This is a genomic window from Leclercia sp. AS011 (genome assembly GCF_037152535.1).
Lineage (GTDB): Bacteria > Pseudomonadota > Gammaproteobacteria > Enterobacterales > Enterobacteriaceae > Enterobacter.
The window spans coordinates 130,982-146,530 of the sequence record NZ_JBBCMA010000002.1; the positions used below are offsets into that span (position 1 = coordinate 130,982).

At 57.2% G+C, this 15,549-nt stretch carries 11 protein-coding genes and 1 pseudogene; 8 read left to right on the forward strand and 4 right to left on the reverse strand.

Translation table 11 applies throughout. The features are described 5' to 3' along the window. Positions 1–11: 11 nt before the first annotated feature. A complete protein-coding gene (locus tag WFO70_RS13095; RefSeq protein WP_337016763.1) occupies positions 12–3,986 on the reverse strand; it encodes an autotransporter outer membrane beta-barrel domain-containing protein in 3,975 nt (1,324 codons plus the stop codon). A gap of 530 nt (positions 3,987–4,516) precedes the next feature. Here WFO70_RS13095 and WFO70_RS13100 point away from each other — a divergent pair. From WFO70_RS13100 to WFO70_RS13115, 4 genes are all read left to right on the forward strand, one after another. Then, the gene (locus WFO70_RS13100; protein ID WP_337016764.1) at positions 4,517–5,080 is read left to right on the forward strand and encodes a helix-turn-helix transcriptional regulator; all 564 of its coding nucleotides are present in this window, start codon (positions 4,517–4,519) and stop codon (positions 5,078–5,080) included. A 109-nt stretch (positions 5,081–5,189) separates the two neighbouring features. Further along, the gene (locus WFO70_RS13105) at positions 5,190–5,657 is read left to right on the forward strand and encodes a MarR family winged helix-turn-helix transcriptional regulator (protein WP_337016765.1); all 468 of its coding nucleotides are present in this window, start codon (positions 5,190–5,192) and stop codon (positions 5,655–5,657) included. Beyond that, complete coding sequence (locus WFO70_RS13110; protein WP_337016990.1) at positions 5,657–6,724, forward strand: HlyD family secretion protein; 1,068 nt, start codon at positions 5,657–5,659, stop codon at positions 6,722–6,724. The genes WFO70_RS13105 and WFO70_RS13110 overlap by 1 nt, the downstream gene beginning before the upstream one ends. After that, positions 6,714–7,781 carry a DUF2955 domain-containing protein gene (locus WFO70_RS13115; RefSeq protein ID WP_337016766.1) on the forward strand — a complete coding sequence of 356 codons (1,068 nt, stop codon included), beginning with the start codon at positions 6,714–6,716 and terminating at the stop codon, positions 7,779–7,781. The genes WFO70_RS13110 and WFO70_RS13115 overlap by 11 nt, the downstream gene beginning before the upstream one ends. A 5-nt stretch (positions 7,782–7,786) precedes the next feature. Here the strand turns inward: WFO70_RS13115 and WFO70_RS13120 are convergent, their stop codons facing one another. The 3 genes from WFO70_RS13120 to WFO70_RS13130 all read right to left on the reverse strand — a co-directional run bounded on the left by WFO70_RS13120 (position 7,787) and on the right by WFO70_RS13130 (position 10,608). Beyond that, a complete protein-coding gene (locus WFO70_RS13120; RefSeq protein ID WP_337016767.1) occupies positions 7,787–9,067 on the reverse strand; it encodes a DUF445 domain-containing protein in 1,281 nt (426 codons plus the stop codon). Between the two features lie 105 nt (positions 9,068–9,172). Then, positions 9,173–9,817, reverse strand: coding sequence for a LysE family translocator (locus WFO70_RS13125; RefSeq protein WP_337016768.1), 645 nt, complete (start codon positions 9,815–9,817; stop codon positions 9,173–9,175). 47 nt (positions 9,818–9,864) lie between these two features. Further along, a complete protein-coding gene (locus tag WFO70_RS13130) occupies positions 9,865–10,608 on the reverse strand; it encodes an AraC family transcriptional regulator (protein ID WP_337016769.1) in 744 nt (247 codons plus the stop codon). Positions 10,609–10,808: 200 nt separating this feature from the next. Here WFO70_RS13130 and WFO70_RS13135 point away from each other — a divergent pair. The 4 genes and pseudogenes from WFO70_RS13135 (at position 10,809) to WFO70_RS13150 (ending at position 15,485) form a co-directional block, all read left to right on the forward strand. Further along, positions 10,809–10,978: pseudogene (locus tag WFO70_RS13135) on the forward strand (BrnT family toxin). Then, the gene (locus WFO70_RS13140; RefSeq protein WP_337016770.1) at positions 10,965–11,267 is read left to right on the forward strand and encodes a BrnA antitoxin family protein; all 303 of its coding nucleotides are present in this window, start codon (positions 10,965–10,967) and stop codon (positions 11,265–11,267) included. The pseudogene WFO70_RS13135 and the gene WFO70_RS13140 overlap by 14 nt, the downstream one beginning before the upstream one ends. A gap of 105 nt (positions 11,268–11,372) precedes the next feature. After that, on the forward strand, positions 11,373–12,743 hold the full coding sequence (locus WFO70_RS13145; RefSeq protein ID WP_337016771.1) for an NAD-dependent succinate-semialdehyde dehydrogenase: 1,371 nt from the start codon (positions 11,373–11,375) through the stop codon (positions 12,741–12,743). Between the two features lie 204 nt (positions 12,744–12,947). Further along, positions 12,948–15,485 (forward strand): penicillin acylase family protein, encoded by a 2,538-nt coding sequence (locus WFO70_RS13150; RefSeq protein WP_337016772.1) that lies wholly within the window; start codon positions 12,948–12,950, stop codon positions 15,483–15,485. Positions 15,486–15,549: the final 64 nt, after the last annotated feature.

Genomic DNA, 15,549 nt, shown 5'->3' on the forward strand with positions numbered 1-15,549 from the left:
GCTTTTTTGTTTTAGAAAGCGAGCGACCAGGTGGCGCTCACCGTCTGATCGGTGTCGTGTTGCGAGGTGTTAACATTGTAGCCCACGCCGAAGGTCATATCGCCTTTCTGCATTTTGACCCCTAACTGGCCGTTAAAGGCGGTATCGTCCATGATCTCCGCGCGGATAGTATCGCTGCCGCGGATGCCAACGGTACGCAGGGTGTTCTGACTCTCCCGATCACCGGTTACGGCGACCACTGCGGCATCGGCCTGGGTGCTCATCGTCCAGCCGGAATCCAGGGCGACGTTTTTCGCCACTTTCACCCCAACCGGGAACTGCCAGATTGTCTGCGTGCCCTTATCGGTATGGAAGACGCGTTCACCCTGGCTGTTTTTGGTATCAAAGCCCTCGGTCGTGAGCTGGTTATAACGCACGCCTGCATGAGGAATGATATCCACAACGTCGGTTTCGATCAGGTACTCGCCCCGTACGCCCGCGCTGAACAGCATTCCGTCCACGTTCGCCTTCAGCTTGTTGCCTGCTTCCATCCAGCCCGGCTGTTTCTGGTAAACATCGCTGCTGGTCTGGGTCAGGCTGACGTCGCCCGTCAGGTTCCAGCGATCCTGGTTCCAGTTCTGATAAAGGGTAATGCCCCAGAAGCTGAAATCATTGTGGGTGGCATTGACGTCACCGCGGGAATCGCTGTCGCCGTTACCGGCATGGAAGGCCGCACCGCTGCGCAGGGTACCGCGATCGGTCTGCCAGGTTTTATCTCCCCCCATCATCAGGCCGTAGAAGTTGCTGTCCTGACCGTAACTCAGGTTGCCGGCACGCAGGTCGCTGCTGCGCGGGTTGCCGTACAGGGTGTGAACCCAGACGCTGGCGTCGGTGTCAGCAGGTTGCAGCGCCGCGTTGGCTACCGAGTTACGCTCCATCACGGCATCTATCGCCGCACTGCCCGCCGCCCAGGTATTATGCTGCACACCACCCGCGGTCGCGATTTGCGCCGCGCTGTTAACGGTTCTCACCACCTCATCCACGCTTGCCTGTGGAGTGTCGATGGCAACGGAGAGATAACGCGCGCCCGCCTGGCTGGCAGAGCGTGAGTTTTCTCCGCTGGCGATAAGCCGATCCAGTGCATGGGTGGTCACTACGCCCGGCAGGACATCCTGTGCCGCGCGGGCCTGGGTGGTGACCAGCACCTCGCCATTACGTTCCTGGGTGGTGGCCGTCAGCAGTTTATTCAGCAGCAGGTTCTCATTCTGCCAGCCGTTTCCGGCGATATTGACATCGCTAAAGCCTCGGGCAACCGCGTAGGACTGGTTGGCCTTCGCATCGGCGACGTAAAGTGCAGCGCTATCCGCCACGTTCAGACTGCCCCCGGTGGCATTCAGCGCGGCCTGGCCATTAGTCATCTCTTTGGTGCTGACCATCAGCAGAGAGTGGTCAGCAAAGTCGACGCGGTTAAACGCGGCGTCACGGTCGGCTGAACTGCCGGTCAGAGAACCATCCACCCGCAGCCCGCCCTGAGTGGCGTTCAGGAATTGCGGCGTATGGACAGAGACCGCTGCCGTAATCGCGTTTTCACCCCATGTTAAGCCGCTGTCGGCGAAACGGGCTTCTGCCGCAGCAGTGGTAGTATCCCCCAGCACCAGCAGGGCGTTCTGACCCACGGTCACACGGCCGTTGATCTCGCTACCGCCACTTGCGACGCGGGATGCGTTAGCCAGGGTACCGCCCTCCGTCCAGGCCGGGTCGATAAACAGCCGCGCGCCCTGCAGATCTAAACGTTCCGCCATCAGCGTGCCCGCAGCGGTGACATCGCCTACGGTAATCTGCGCATCCTGGCTGGCGGTGAGCTGGCCTGCCAGCAGGGAGCCGTTAACCGCCAGCTGGCCGCTGTCCTGCAGCGCCATGTCGGTGTGGAGGGTGGCTTGCTGTTGGACGGTGACCTGGCCGCTGCTGACAACTCCCGCAGCGGATCCGCCTGAGGCCAGAGTGTGATCGCCCGCTACAATATTCAGGGTGCCTTCCGGCGCCACGGTGACGGTGCCGGTGAGATGGCCGGTGACGTTCTGCATGGCCGCGGTGCCCAGGTTCAGGGTCCCGTTGTTGACCGCTACCGACACAGGCATGTCAGGTGCGCCAGCCACGTCGATCAATGCGCCTGCAGCCCCGGTCAGGGTTAGCGTCTGGTCACCAATAATCTCTACCGATGGCTGGCCTTCACCTTCAAAGCGCAGCTGCGCCGCGCCGAAGCCGTTACGCACGAAAATGGCCTCATCGGTGATGGCATCTTTCTCGCCAATATGGAGTTGGTTTTTACCGGAGGTAACCTGCGTAGTGGCCAGCACGGCCTGAGTCATGGCTGCCTCTGTTACGCTGGCGGTGCCCGCCACGTTATCCGCATTCTGCAGCGTACCGAGCATCACCAGGCTGTTGCCTTCCGTCGAGCCCAGCAGGTCATTGACCGCCTTCACATAGTCCAGATGGTAAGTCTCATCGGTCAGGATCAGCGTACTGTCGGTAAAGCCCATGCTCGCGCCGGACTCGTTATAGCCTTCTGGCCGCAGGGATGAAGCCGCAAGATTGAACAGCTGGTCGGAGCGGGTTTGCAGCTGGCTATGGTTGACCATATTCAGCGATGCACCGCTGCTCAACGCCAGGGTATCGGCGATAAGTTTGGTGTTATCAAAGGTTAAATTACCGCTGGTCAGCTGCACCGGGGCGGTCACCGTGGTGCCGGTAACGGTGAGGGCATTACCCACGTTGGCGTCGCTGAACCCGTCAGTCAGAAGCAGATCGCCCGCGACAGCCAGCTTGCTGAAGTGGCTGAACTGCGTTCCGCCAAATACTGGCATATTCGCCAGGTGCAGGGTGCTTGCCTCGCCGCTGCCGTACAAATTGCCCGCCACGTCCGTATTATCCAGCCAGATGTCGGAGCGGAGGACCGTTGTGCCGTTAAGATTGATATCCCCTGAGAGGGCGCTGTCGGTCAAATGCAGATCGACGGTTCCCGTGCCGGTGCTGGCATTGATATTGCCTGTCAGCACGGAGCGGGTGATATCCATCGCAATCTGTGCGGCTCTGTTGGCAATCAGGTTGCCGTTGAGGGTGGAATCCGTCAGCGAGGCGGTAGTCGTACCCGCAACCGCGCCGGTAAGTGTCGCATGGCCGAGGATCTCGCTCTTATCCAGAGACAGGTGGGCAGTGCCACTTGACATGACAATGGCGTTACCGTCTTTCTGTGTGGTTTTAGTGATACTGGAGTCCGTAACAGACAGTGTGCTGTTGCTGCCTGAGGTCGCGAGGGTCACCGAGCCCGTCAGCTGGCTGTGGTCGACGACAATCGCATGCGTTTTATCTGCGGCGGTGAGGTTAGTGATTTCTATCGCATTGGCCGTTTTGGCAACGGCGTTGGTGGTATCGATGGTGCTGCGCTGAATCGTAATCGCGTTATTATCTTTGGTGTTGTACAGCAAAATACCGCCAGCCTGGATGCGACTGTCCTGCACGCTAAGGTCGTGGGTACCCGCGCCGCCCGCATAGATCCTGCCTGTCACCAGGCTGTTATTCTGGATATCAATATCGGCATTGCCGCTGTCAGCGGCATCCAGGTAAATAGCGTACCCGTCAAGATAGCTCTTCGAGGTTGGGGCGTTTTTAATATCGTAATCTCCCCCTTTAGCGGCACCGTTCAGGGTTGAATTATCAACAACGATATGGGTGTTGGTCTGGAATTTTGAGCTGCCCCCCTCGATAAAGTCCACCGCGGCGCGATTGTTCAGAACAACGGTGGCTGAACCATCCTTACTGACGTTGATATAATGGCCGCTCAGATTTGCACCATCGACGAGAAGCTGTTGTATATCAGAAGCAGTACGAGAAGATGAACCGCTGGCAAAATAGATATTTTTCGCTTCAGCCACACTATTAATTGCCGCATCCTGGGTTTTCAGAGTGAAATACCACGCGGTAGGCTTTGGATTTATCGGGGACGTCATGTCATATTGCGTTAATCCGCAGGTGCCCGTAAATGACGTCCCTGCGCATGTATTTGCCAGTGCCGGTGTTAAAAGAAAACTGCTGCCCAGAATCACGCTCATACTGATAGCCAGCTGATTCAGGCGAAATGATTTATTCATAAGGTGTCCCTCTCAAATTACGTAATGTTTTTATTTCGCGATGGCGAATATAAAAATGCATACACCGTTTAATCCTTCGTTACATTTCGCAGCATATCAAAAGAAAATAAAGTCAAAGGTCAGATTGATCTGCCCCTAATTGGAAAAATCTTAAGTGGTCGGATATCTCGCTGTAATTACAGGTGAATGTTTCGCTTAAATATTATTTTCTGTGAACAAAGGCACAAACTGCCGCTAATTGCTTAAGAATATTCCTATAATCCCTGGAAAACTGTTAATTGAAATTTATTACATTCTCGATGATTATGATTAAATCCACAGTGATGCCAGGGATATAGACGATGATTATTGTATTAACATCCTGTAGATATTTTCAGCAGGGCTTTTCCATGCTGGTCGAACAATTAATGACCGACGCGCCATCCTTTCAACGGGTGCTTTATCTCGACGATCTCCAGAAAGCGACAAAAGAGGATCTGGCCCACACCAAAGCCATTGTGGTGGATTATGGCGAGTCTGATATCAAGGTTTTAAATGCCCTGCTGGATCTGAAAAACCGTTACGAGCAGAGCTATTTTATTTTTATTACCCGCGATGCGTGTTACGAAAGCACCATTGAAAATATTCTCATCAATTCTGTCGCGGATTACGCCATCGACTGTAAAAGCGCCGTACGAAAATTACGGGCCTGCCTTGCCCATCTTGCGCAGGAAGATCAGCCGGTCACGATATTTAAAAACGCGCACTGGCATCATCTTGAAAAGCAACAACGTTTAACCCGCATGGAGACCATGCTGCTGCCCTATATCGTGTCGGGGAAAAAGAATAAAGAGATTACGCGCTACCTTGACGTGACCGGAAAAACCGTCAGCCATCACCGGCGCAATATTTACCGCAAGTTTGCCGTGACCAATCTGACCGGGTTGTATAAAAAATTTGATCAGTGTGTGTGAGCCTGCAACAGGCCAGCACGCTTTCGCAATTCCTGCTCTTAACATCCTCGTTTCTTGATACTTACCCTGATAACTATTATCTTCTCAGCGTGTGAAGCGAGGATCCCCCATGCGTGAAGAAGATCTGTTCTGCCGCAGGCCGATGGGCATGCGAATGGCAATGATTGTGCGTCAGTGGCGCGCGGTGATTGACGACGCCATTCTCGAGACCGGGTTAACCCAGTCGAGCTGGACGGTGATGATGCAGCTCAAATCCTTAGGGGATAACGTTTCGGTGAGCGAACTGGCGGAGGTGCAGGGCATTGAACTGCCGCCGCTGATGCGCACCCTTTCACAGCTGGAAAAGCAGGGCTACCTGCTGCGCACCACATCGCCTTATGACAAGCGCATCCGGCTGCTGACGCTCACACCCGAGGGGAACGCGGTGCTGAAAACGCTGACCCGGGTAATCGAAACGTTCCAGGAACGGGTGTCGCAGAATATCGCCCCGGAACATCTCGAGATTTTCAGCGCCACACTTAATCAAATCGCCTGCAATTTGCGGACAATCCGCGAAGAAGATAACAAGACCGAATAATCATGACCCCTGAACAAAAGTTTGCCCGCTGGGTAAGGGTGAGTATTGCCTCTTTCCTGCTGATGTTTGTCTATTTTATTGTCGCGGATATCTGGATCCCGCTGACGCCGGATGCCACCGTGATGCGCGTGGTCACGCCGGTATCGGCGCGCGTCTCCGGCTATGTGGCGGCGGTGCATGTCCACAATAACAGCCAGGTGAAGAAGGGCGATCTGCTGTTTGAGCTCGACCCGACGCCGTTCCGCAATAAGGTCGAGGCCGCAGAGATTGCTCTGCAGCAGGCGCGTCTCGCCAACCAGCAGCTCGACGCGCAGATCGTGGCGGCCCAGGCCAGCCTGAAAACCGCCCAGCTCACCGCCCGCAACGACAAAGTCACCTTCGATCGCTACCAGAAACTCAGCACCCTGCAAAACGTCTCCCAGGCGGATCTGGATAAGGTCCGTACCACCTGGCAGAGCAGCGAGCAGTCGGTGGCGAATTTACAGGCCAGCATTCATCAGCTGCGCATCGAGCGCGGCGAGCGCGATGAAAACCGTAACGTGACCCTGCAAAAATACCGCAACGCGCTGGAGGAGGCCGAACTCAACCTCGGCTGGACGAAAATCTACGCCGAAGCCGACGGCACGGTCAGTAATGTCCAGCTGAGCCCCGGCTTTTATGCTGCCTCCGGCTCGGCGGCGCTGGCGCTGGTGAACAACCAGAGCGATATCGTCGCCGATTTCCGCGAGAAGAGCCTGCGCCATACCCATCAGGACACCGACGCCGCGGTGGTGTTTGACGCTTTCCCGGGCCGCGTGTTCCGCGCCCACGTCACCAGCAGCGACGCCGGGATTTTAGCGGGACAGGAGGCGGTCAATGGCCAGCTGTCGGAGCCGGAGACCTCCAATCGCTGGGTGCGTGATGCGCAGCGTATGCGTATCCACGTGGCGCTGGATGAAGCCCTGCCAAAGCATCTGCCGACCGGGGCGCGCGCCACCGTGCAGCTCTATAACAGCGAAGGTCCGTTTGCCCGCTTCTTCTCCGGGATGCAGATCCACCTCGTCAGCCTGTTGCACTATGTCTATTAATACTCTCGCGCGGGTCTTTACCCCGCACGGCAACATCGTCTACACCGCCAACGACTTTCGCCAGACGTTGCGCATCGTGTTTGCCGGGATGATTGCGCTGAGCGTGTCGAGCTTTTACAACACCAGCTACGGGGTCTTCTTCGTGATCTACCCGATCATGCTCCTGTCGCTGGTGCCGGTGTTTAACCGTCACGTGGCAAAACAGTTTGTGTTCAGTTCGGCGCTGAACTGCCTCGAAATGGTGTTTATTATCGGCTATCTGGCGCAGTGGCCGCTGATCATGACCCTGGTGGTGTTTGGCCTCTACGTGATGCGTTTTCGCTTTATGAGCCAGGGGCCGTTGTTTCTGTTTGGCTCAATGGGGGTGGTGTGCCAGAGCACCATGCTCAACTTTATGAGCTATCCCACCACCAACTGGCACACGCTGCTGTTCTCCAACCTCGAAGCCAGCGTGATGGCAGTTTGCCTGAGCGCGCTGATGCACTATCTGCTGCCGGATGTGGAACCACGCACGCCGCCGCCGCGGCTGGAGAAAGACGCTGCCCGGGTGCGCCATGAGTCGCTGCTCTCCGGCACCGTGGCGACGCTGATTTTTGTGGTGTTCCAGATAAGCGATCTCAGCGATTCCCTGTCGGCGCTGATGGCGGGCGTCCTGATCCTCTTCCCGATGCACTACCGCGGGGCGGTAATGAGCTCCCTGTGGCGCGTGGTCGGGGTGGTGCTCGGCTGCCTGTATATTCTGGTGGTGCAGCTGGTGCTGTACGATCACAGTAGCCACATGTTGCTGATGATGCCGCTGATTGGCCTCGGGCTGGCGTTTGGTGCCCGCCTGCACGTGATGGAGAAGGTGGGGGCCGGGGTCGGTTTTGCCAGCATCACCACCATCGGGATTATGTTCGGCCAGAACATGCACCCGGATGGCGACCTGGTGTTCAGCGATCTCTACCGCATCGTCTCGGTGACGGTGGCGCTGGTGGCGACCCTGACCATGGTGTTCATTATGCACCTGATCCTTAACTGCTTCGCGCCGACGCGCTACGTGATCCGCAATCCGTAATCCTGTTACCGGGTAAGCAGAGGTAGCACCTCGGGCAGCTGCGACAGCAGGAACAAAATCAGCCCGATGGTGCCGCCTACCAGGGTGCCGTTGACGCGGATAAACTGCAGATCCTTGCCGATATTAAGCTCAATCTGCCGGGACATATCTTTGGCATCCCAGCCTTTGACCGTGTCGCTGATGTGGCGGGTCAGGAAGCGGGCAAAATCCGGCGCGACGCGATGTGCGGCCTGCTCCAGGTGCTCGTTCAGGGAAGCGCGTAGGTTGGTGTCCGCCACCAGGGTTTCACCGAACCACAGCCCGGCGTTGGCGAGGCGCTGCTTCACGCGGGAGTCGTCGCTCTGCATGTCGGCTTTCAGCCACTGGCGCAGGTCGGCCCACATCTCACCCAGATAGCGGTTAAAGGCCTCATCGTTCTTGAGATAGGTTTTGATGTTCTCCGCTTTGGCCGCGGTTTCAGGATCGTTTTTCAGGTTCTCCACCAGCTTAAGCACCGCGCGGTCAAAGGCCTGGCGGATCTGATGGGTACGATCGTGGCTGACGTCATCCAGGATGGCATTCACCGCATCAGACACCAGTTCGGCGCTCTGATCCCCCAGCCACTCGGTGGGTAACATCATCGCCTTGCGCGGGTGCTCGGTCTTCAGCCAGTGGACGATCTGCGCGGCGATAAAGTCGCGGGTGGTATCACGCTGCAGGAGCGTAATCAGGCGGTTAATCACCGCATCCAGCAGCACCTGGTGGCGGTTGTTTTTGGTCATGCTCTCCAGCATGGCGGCGCTGGTTTCGCTGAAATCGACCTTATCCAGCGCCTTATGCACCGCCCGCTTGAGCATGCGCTGAATGCGCCCGTCGTCGGTCAGCTCGAGGAAACCGCTCATCACCTGCATGATATGTTGCCCGACGCGCTGGGCATTATCCGGCTGGCTGAACCAGTTGCCGATCAGCAGTGCCGGTTCGTGCTTGCGAATCAATGCTACGAGCGACTGGGTATCCAGAAACTTCTCCTGCACGAACTGGCCGAGATTGTCGCCAATCCGGTCTTTATTGCGGGGGATAATTGCCGTATGCCGCGAGATAAAGGGGATCGGCACCCGGCGGAAGAGGGCGACCACGGCAAACCAGTCAGCCAGAGCACCGACCATCGCCGCTTCGGCAATGGCCTTTACCCCCCGCACCCAGAACGTCTGCGGCAGGAAGAGAGTGACGATAAAGGTCGCGGCGGCAATCAGCAGCAGCGACAGCGCCAGCAGCTTGGCGCGTTTGAGTTCAGCGAGTTTTTCCATAGGGTTAAGGATAGAGGCAGAAAAGGCGAAGGGGCAAGAGAGCAGGTATTTTCTCCGCTTTGTAGGCCGGGTAAGGCGCAGCCGCCACCCGGCATTTCCCTGCGATCAGAGCGACGTGAAAAACCGCCACAGGATCCCTGCGCCAAACACCATCAGCACCCCTCCCGCCACGCGCTCGATTTTCCAGATATTGTTGCTGAGCCGCCGTTGTACAGTGGGCAGGGCGATAAACGACACCACCGCCAGATCCCACACCAGCACCACCATCACCATCCAGATCCCACTGACCGACTGCTGCAACAGGGTGACGTTCGGGCCCAGCAGCGCGGTCATCAGCGCCAGATAAAAGAGCGCGTTTTTCGGATTTAACACCGCCGATCCCAGCCCGAGCAGGAGCTGCCTGGGCCATGAAGGGCGCTCCGGCCCGGCGTCATCCAGCGCCAGCGTGCGGGCGCGGCTGTGCACCAGCCGCCAGCCGATCCACAGCAGATACAGCGCGCCCAACAGCTCGATAACCGTGAACAGCAGCCTGAACTGACGCAGCGCGCTCCAGCCCAGTATCACCAGCAGGATATAGAGCCCGTTGCCCGCGGCGATCCCCACGCACAGCCCGGCACTGCCGCGCAGCCGGTGGCGGGCAGCGAAGCCCATCAGTAAAAAGAAATCCGGGCCGGGGCTGAGCAGGGCGACAAAATGCGCCAGCGTAAGGGCCAGAAAAGCGGGCGGAAAGAGCGCGGTAAACAGTTCCATAGTGACCTCATCAGCAAAACTGAGGTCAGGCTACAGTGAGGCGCGCGCTAATTATTGTCAGATATTGATCCCCCGGTGGCGTACTGACGCGGCGTCGCGGCCGTATAGCTGACAAAGGTTTTATGGAAGTGGCTCTGATCGGCAAAGCCGCTCTGATAGCTGACGTCGGCGATGTCGTCCCCGGCGCGCAGGCGTGCTTTGGCGAACTCGATCCGGGAGACGTTCAGGAAAGTGCCGGGCGTCAGGCCCGTGTCCTGCTTGAAGGTTCTGATAAGCGTCTCTTTGCGCAGCGCGAAGCGGCGGGATAACACGTCCAGAGAGGGTGGGGTTTGCAGGCTGTGACGCAGCGTCTGCTGAAGCGCAAGGCTGGTTGGGCGCAGGGGAGCGGGCTGCGTTGGCCTGGCGGCAAGCAGGGTGAGAAGCGTGTCGATGGCCGTCGGTGAGAGGGTCTCAACGACCGTCAGATAGTGGCGGAACAGCGCCTCATTGCGGATCACCTGCATGGCGGGCTGAATGTCGGTCTCCAGATACAGCATATGGTAGCTGCGCGGCTGGCCTGCGACCGGATTACAGCTGTGCGGCATCTGGGCGGGGATGACGATCAGATCGCCGGGATAAAGGGTGAACGGTTCGCCGTTGCAGGTGCAGCAGGTTTGCCCCTCCAGAATGGCACCAATGGAAAGCTGCGCATGGCTGTGACGTTTATAGGCCTGCGTACTTTGCCAGGTGCTGCGCAGTTCGACGCCGGGCTGGCGGCGGAAGGTCTGTTTGACGTGGCGTGTCTGGGTCATGACGAATACCGGTATGAGGGGTAAGAGAGTTATAGCATGAGGGGGAAGGGTTCCTCTCTTCGTTTTAGCAAATGCCTGTACAGGTTGCGTTTATTCCTCGAGCATTCTTCCAGAATTAATGATTCCTCAGCGACGGAGAGTGTGTTTTTTACGCTTTTTGTATAGTCTTTTTTGTATATACAAAAGCGAAGGAGTAGACTATGCCAACGGAGTTTGAATGGGATGCAAACAAGGCGAAAAGCAATCTGCATAAACACGGGATCCGCTTTGAAGATGCGGTGTTTGTTTTGAAAGTGGGGCTGAAATTATTCGTGTGATTAGCGCCCGTAAGGCAAATCTGAAAGAGAGGAATCTATATGAGCATCATTAAGCATAAACGTGGCGAGGCTGCACTACCTGGTTCACAGCGAGAAGCTGAACTGAATGCGCTGGCTAAAAAACCGGATGATGAAATCGACTACAGCGACATTCCTGAAACAACTGATGAACAGTGGTCTGATGCGGTACGGGGCAAATTTTATCGTCCGTTAAAAACACAGGCTTCGGTGCGTATTGATGCCGATGTCATGGAGTGGCTCAAACGTCCAGGTAAAGGTTATCAGACCCGCCTGAATGCTATTTTGCGGGAAGCGATGCTGCGTGAACTCAGTAAAAAATAATCGGTGCCACCCTGCGGGTGGCGCGCTCTATATACCTAACTTTACCTGCGAACTCAGCCATTTTGACTACCCTTAATACCCAACACGGTAAAAAAGGAGACGACAATGGCCTATAAGACAGTGAATCCTGCCAACAACAAACTCATCAAAGAATATCCTTCTCATACCGATGCTGACGTCGAGGCGGCGCTGAGCACCGCCGATGCGCTCTACCACTCCGACTGGTCGAAGGGCAGCATGGACAAGCGCCTGGCGGTGCTGCATAAGCTGGCGGATCTGATTGATTCCCGTACCGAAGAGCTGGCGAAAATTGCCAGCGTGGAGATGGGGAAACTCATCGCCCAGAGCCGCGGCGAAGTGAAGCTCTGCGCGCAGATCGCCCGTTATTACGCGGATAACGCCAAACAGTTCCTCGCCCCGGTGAAATACCCCTCTGAGATGGGTGAGGCGTGGGTGGAGCACCATCCTATCGGCGTAGTGATGGCCGTAGAGCCGTGGAACTTCCCTTACTACCAGCTGATGCGCGTGCTGGCCCCGAACCTGGCGGCGGGTAACCCGGTGATCGCCAAACATGCGAGTATCGTTCCGCACTGTGCCGAGACTTTCGCCCATCTGGTGCGCGAAGCCGGTGCCCCGGACGGAGCATGGACCAACCTGTTCATCTCTTCCGATCAGGTGGCAAATATCATCGCCGACGATCGCGTTCAGGGTGCGGCCCTGACCGGGTCCGAGAAGGCCGGTAGCGTAGTAGCTGCCCAGGCGGCGAAGCACATCAAGAAATCGACCCTGGAACTGGGCGGCAACGACGTGTTCGTGGTGCTGGATGATGCGGATCTGGAGAAGGCGGTGAAGATTGGCGTCAACGCGCGTCTTGCCAATGCCGGGCAGGTCTGTACCGCTGCCAAACGCTTTATCCTGCATGAGAAGGTGGCCGAGCAGTTCCTGGAGAAATACACCGAGGCATTCCGCAACATTAAAATCGGCGATCCGCTGGACGAGAGCACCCGCCTGGGGCCGCTGTCGTCAAAAGATGCGCTGGAGACCCTGACTAAACAGGTGGACGAGGCGGTGAAGAACGGCGCGACGCTGCATTATGGCGGCAAACCTGTTCAGCGGGAGGGCAGCTTCTTTGAGCCGACTATTCTGACCAACATCACCCGGGATAACCCGGCGTATTTCGAAGAGTTTTTCGGCCCGGTAGCGCAGATCTACGTGGTGAAGAACGATGACGAGGCGGTGAAACTCGCCAATGACTCCCACTACGGCCTGGGCGGGGCGGTCTTCAGTAAAGATATCGATCGTGCCAAAAAGATGGCGTCGAAAATCGAAACCGGGATGGTGTGGATCAACTGGCTTACTGACACCGCTGCGGAACTGCCGTTTGGCGGCGTGAAGCGCTCCGGCTACGGGCGCGAGCTGTCGGATCTGGGGATTAAAGAGTTTGTGAACCAGAAGCTGGTGGTGATCCGCCGCTAGGCAACGCCCCTCTCCCCACAGGGGAGAGGGAACACACCCGCAGTCGTTTATAAGTGATTCGCATAAATGTGACATGAAGTATTCTTTGTGTCACAAATTAGCTAGCTCCCTCACAGTTCGCAGAGAAACTATCCCCCTGTTCTGGCTAAGCATTGACCTGTTGCTAGTATGAAACCGCTAATCATACACCTGCAAGAGGATACAATGATAAACAGAAATCGTATGATCGTGAACTGTATTGCGGCTTCCCTGGCCTGTACCTGGACCCTGACAGCGCGAGCTGAAAACCCCTCTACCGAAGTCAAAATTGTGCGTGATGAATACGGCATGCCGCATATTTACGCCGATGATCCCTACCGTCTGTTCTACGGCTATGGCTATGTGGTGGCGCAGGACCGTCTGTTCCAGATGGAGATGGCGCGCCGCAGCACCCAGGGGCAGGTTGCCGAAGTGCTCGGCAGCCAGTTTGTTAACTTCGACAAGGATATCCGCCAGAACTACTGGCCGGACTCCATCCGCACGCAAATCGAGGCGCTCAGCGCGGACGATAAAGCCATTCTGCAGGGCTATGCTGACGGGATGAACGCCTGGATCGACCGGGTGAACAGCGATCCCGGCAAGCTGCTGCCAAAACAGTTCTCCACCTTCGGCTTTACCCCAAAACACTGGGAACCCTTTGATGTGGCGATGGTGTTTGTCGGCACCATGGCCAACCGTTTTTCCGATGCCACCAGTGAGATCGACAACCTGGCCCTGCTGACGGCGTTAAAAGATAAATATGGCGAGAAAGGGATGGCGGTCTTTAATCAGCTGAAATGGCTGGTGAACCCGGCGGCACCCACCACCATCGCCCCGCAGGAGAGTCAGTATCCGGTCAAATTCGATCTGAAAAACAGCCAAACCGCCGCGCTGCTGCCGCGTTACGACATGTCGCCGCCGATGCTGGACCGACCCGCAAAGGGTGACGATGGCGGCCTGCTGGCGCTGACCTCAGCGCAGAACCGCGAGACGATCATGGCGCAGTTTGTCCACGGCGGCGCCAATGGCCTGGCGGGCTATCCCACCACCAGCAACATGTGGGTGCTGGGCAAGGGCAAAACCCAGGACGCCAAAGCGATCATGGTCAATGGCCCGCAGTTCGGCTGGTACGCTCCGGCTTACACCTACGGGATTGGATTGCACGGTGCGGGCTATGATGTGACGGGCAATACGCCATTCGCCTATCCGGGACTGGTGTTTGGGCACAATGGCACCATTTCCTGGGGATCGACTGCCGGGTTTGGCGATGATGTCGACATTTTTGCGGAACAGCTTTCCGATCAAAAGCCAGGCCAGTACCTGCATAACGGGGAGTGGATCAAGATGCTCAGCCGCGAAGAAAAAATCGCGGTCAAAGACGCGCCAGCCGAGAGCTTTACCGTCTATCGAACCCTGCATGGCAACGTGATAAAAACCGACCCGGCCACGCAAACGGCCTATGCCAAAGCCCGCGCCTGGGACGGTAAAGAGGTGGCATCCCTGCTGGCCTGGACCCATCAGATGAAGGCCAAAAACTGGCAGGAGTGGACGCAGCAGGCGGCGAAACAGGCCCTGACCATTAACTGGTATTACGCCGATATCGACGGCAACATCGGCTATGTGCATGGCGGGGCCTACCCGCAGCGCCAGCCGGGACATGATCCGCGTCTGCCGGTGCCCGGCACCGGAAAATGGGACTGGCAGGGACTGCTGTCGTTCGATCTCAATCCTAAGGTCTATAACCCGAAGTCAGGCTACATCGCCAACTGGAATAACTCACCGCAGCAGGGGTATCCGGCCTCGGATCTGTTTGCCTTCCTGTGGGGGAGTGCAGATCGCGTGACCGAGATCGGCCAGCTTATTGATAAACAACCGACCTTCACTTATGAGCAGGCCTGGGATCTGATCCGCCAGACCAGCCGCCAGGATCTGACCCGTCGGCTGTTTTTACCGGCTCTGCAAAACGCCACCGCACAACTGCCCGCCACGGATCCGCGTCAGCAGCTGGTAAAATCGTTAAGCGACTGGGATGGGGTGAATCAGCTCAATGACGACGGTAAAACTCTGCAACAGCCGGGCTCGGCGATTTTGAACGTCTGGCTGACCAGCATGCTGAAAAACACCGTTGCGGCAGCAGTGCCGGAGCCGTTCAACAAATGGTATAGCGCCAGCGGGTATGAAACCACCCAGGACGGACCGACCGGATCGCTGAATATCAGCGTGGGGGCGAAATTGCTGTATGAAGCCTTACAGGGGGAGAAATCTGCGATCCCGCAGGCAGTGGATCTGTTTGGCGGCAAGCCGCAGCAGGAGGTGATCCTTGCCGCCCTGCAGGAGACCTGGCAGACGCTGTCCCGGCAGTATGGCAACGACATCGCCCAGTGGAAAACCCCGGCGATGGCGCTGACCTTCCGGGCAAACAACTTCTTTGGCGTGCCGCAGGCGGCGCCGGAAGAGGCGGTGCATCAGAAGGAGTATCAAAACCGCGGTACGGAAAACGACATGATTGTCTTCTCGCCGACGTCGCAGGAAGCGCCGGTACTGGCATGGGATGTGATGGCACCCGGACAGAGCGGTTTTATCGCCCCGGACGGTACGCCGGATAAGCACTATCGCGATCAGCAGAAACTGTATGAAACCTTCGGGCGTAAGCCGCTGTGGCTAACCGCGCAGGAGGTGGCGGCTCATCAGGAGTCGCAGGAGATTTTGCAGGTGCAGCGGTAAATTTCCCCTCTCCCCAAAGGGGAGAGGGAACAAACTCCAGGCCGGGTAAGCGCAGCGCCACCCG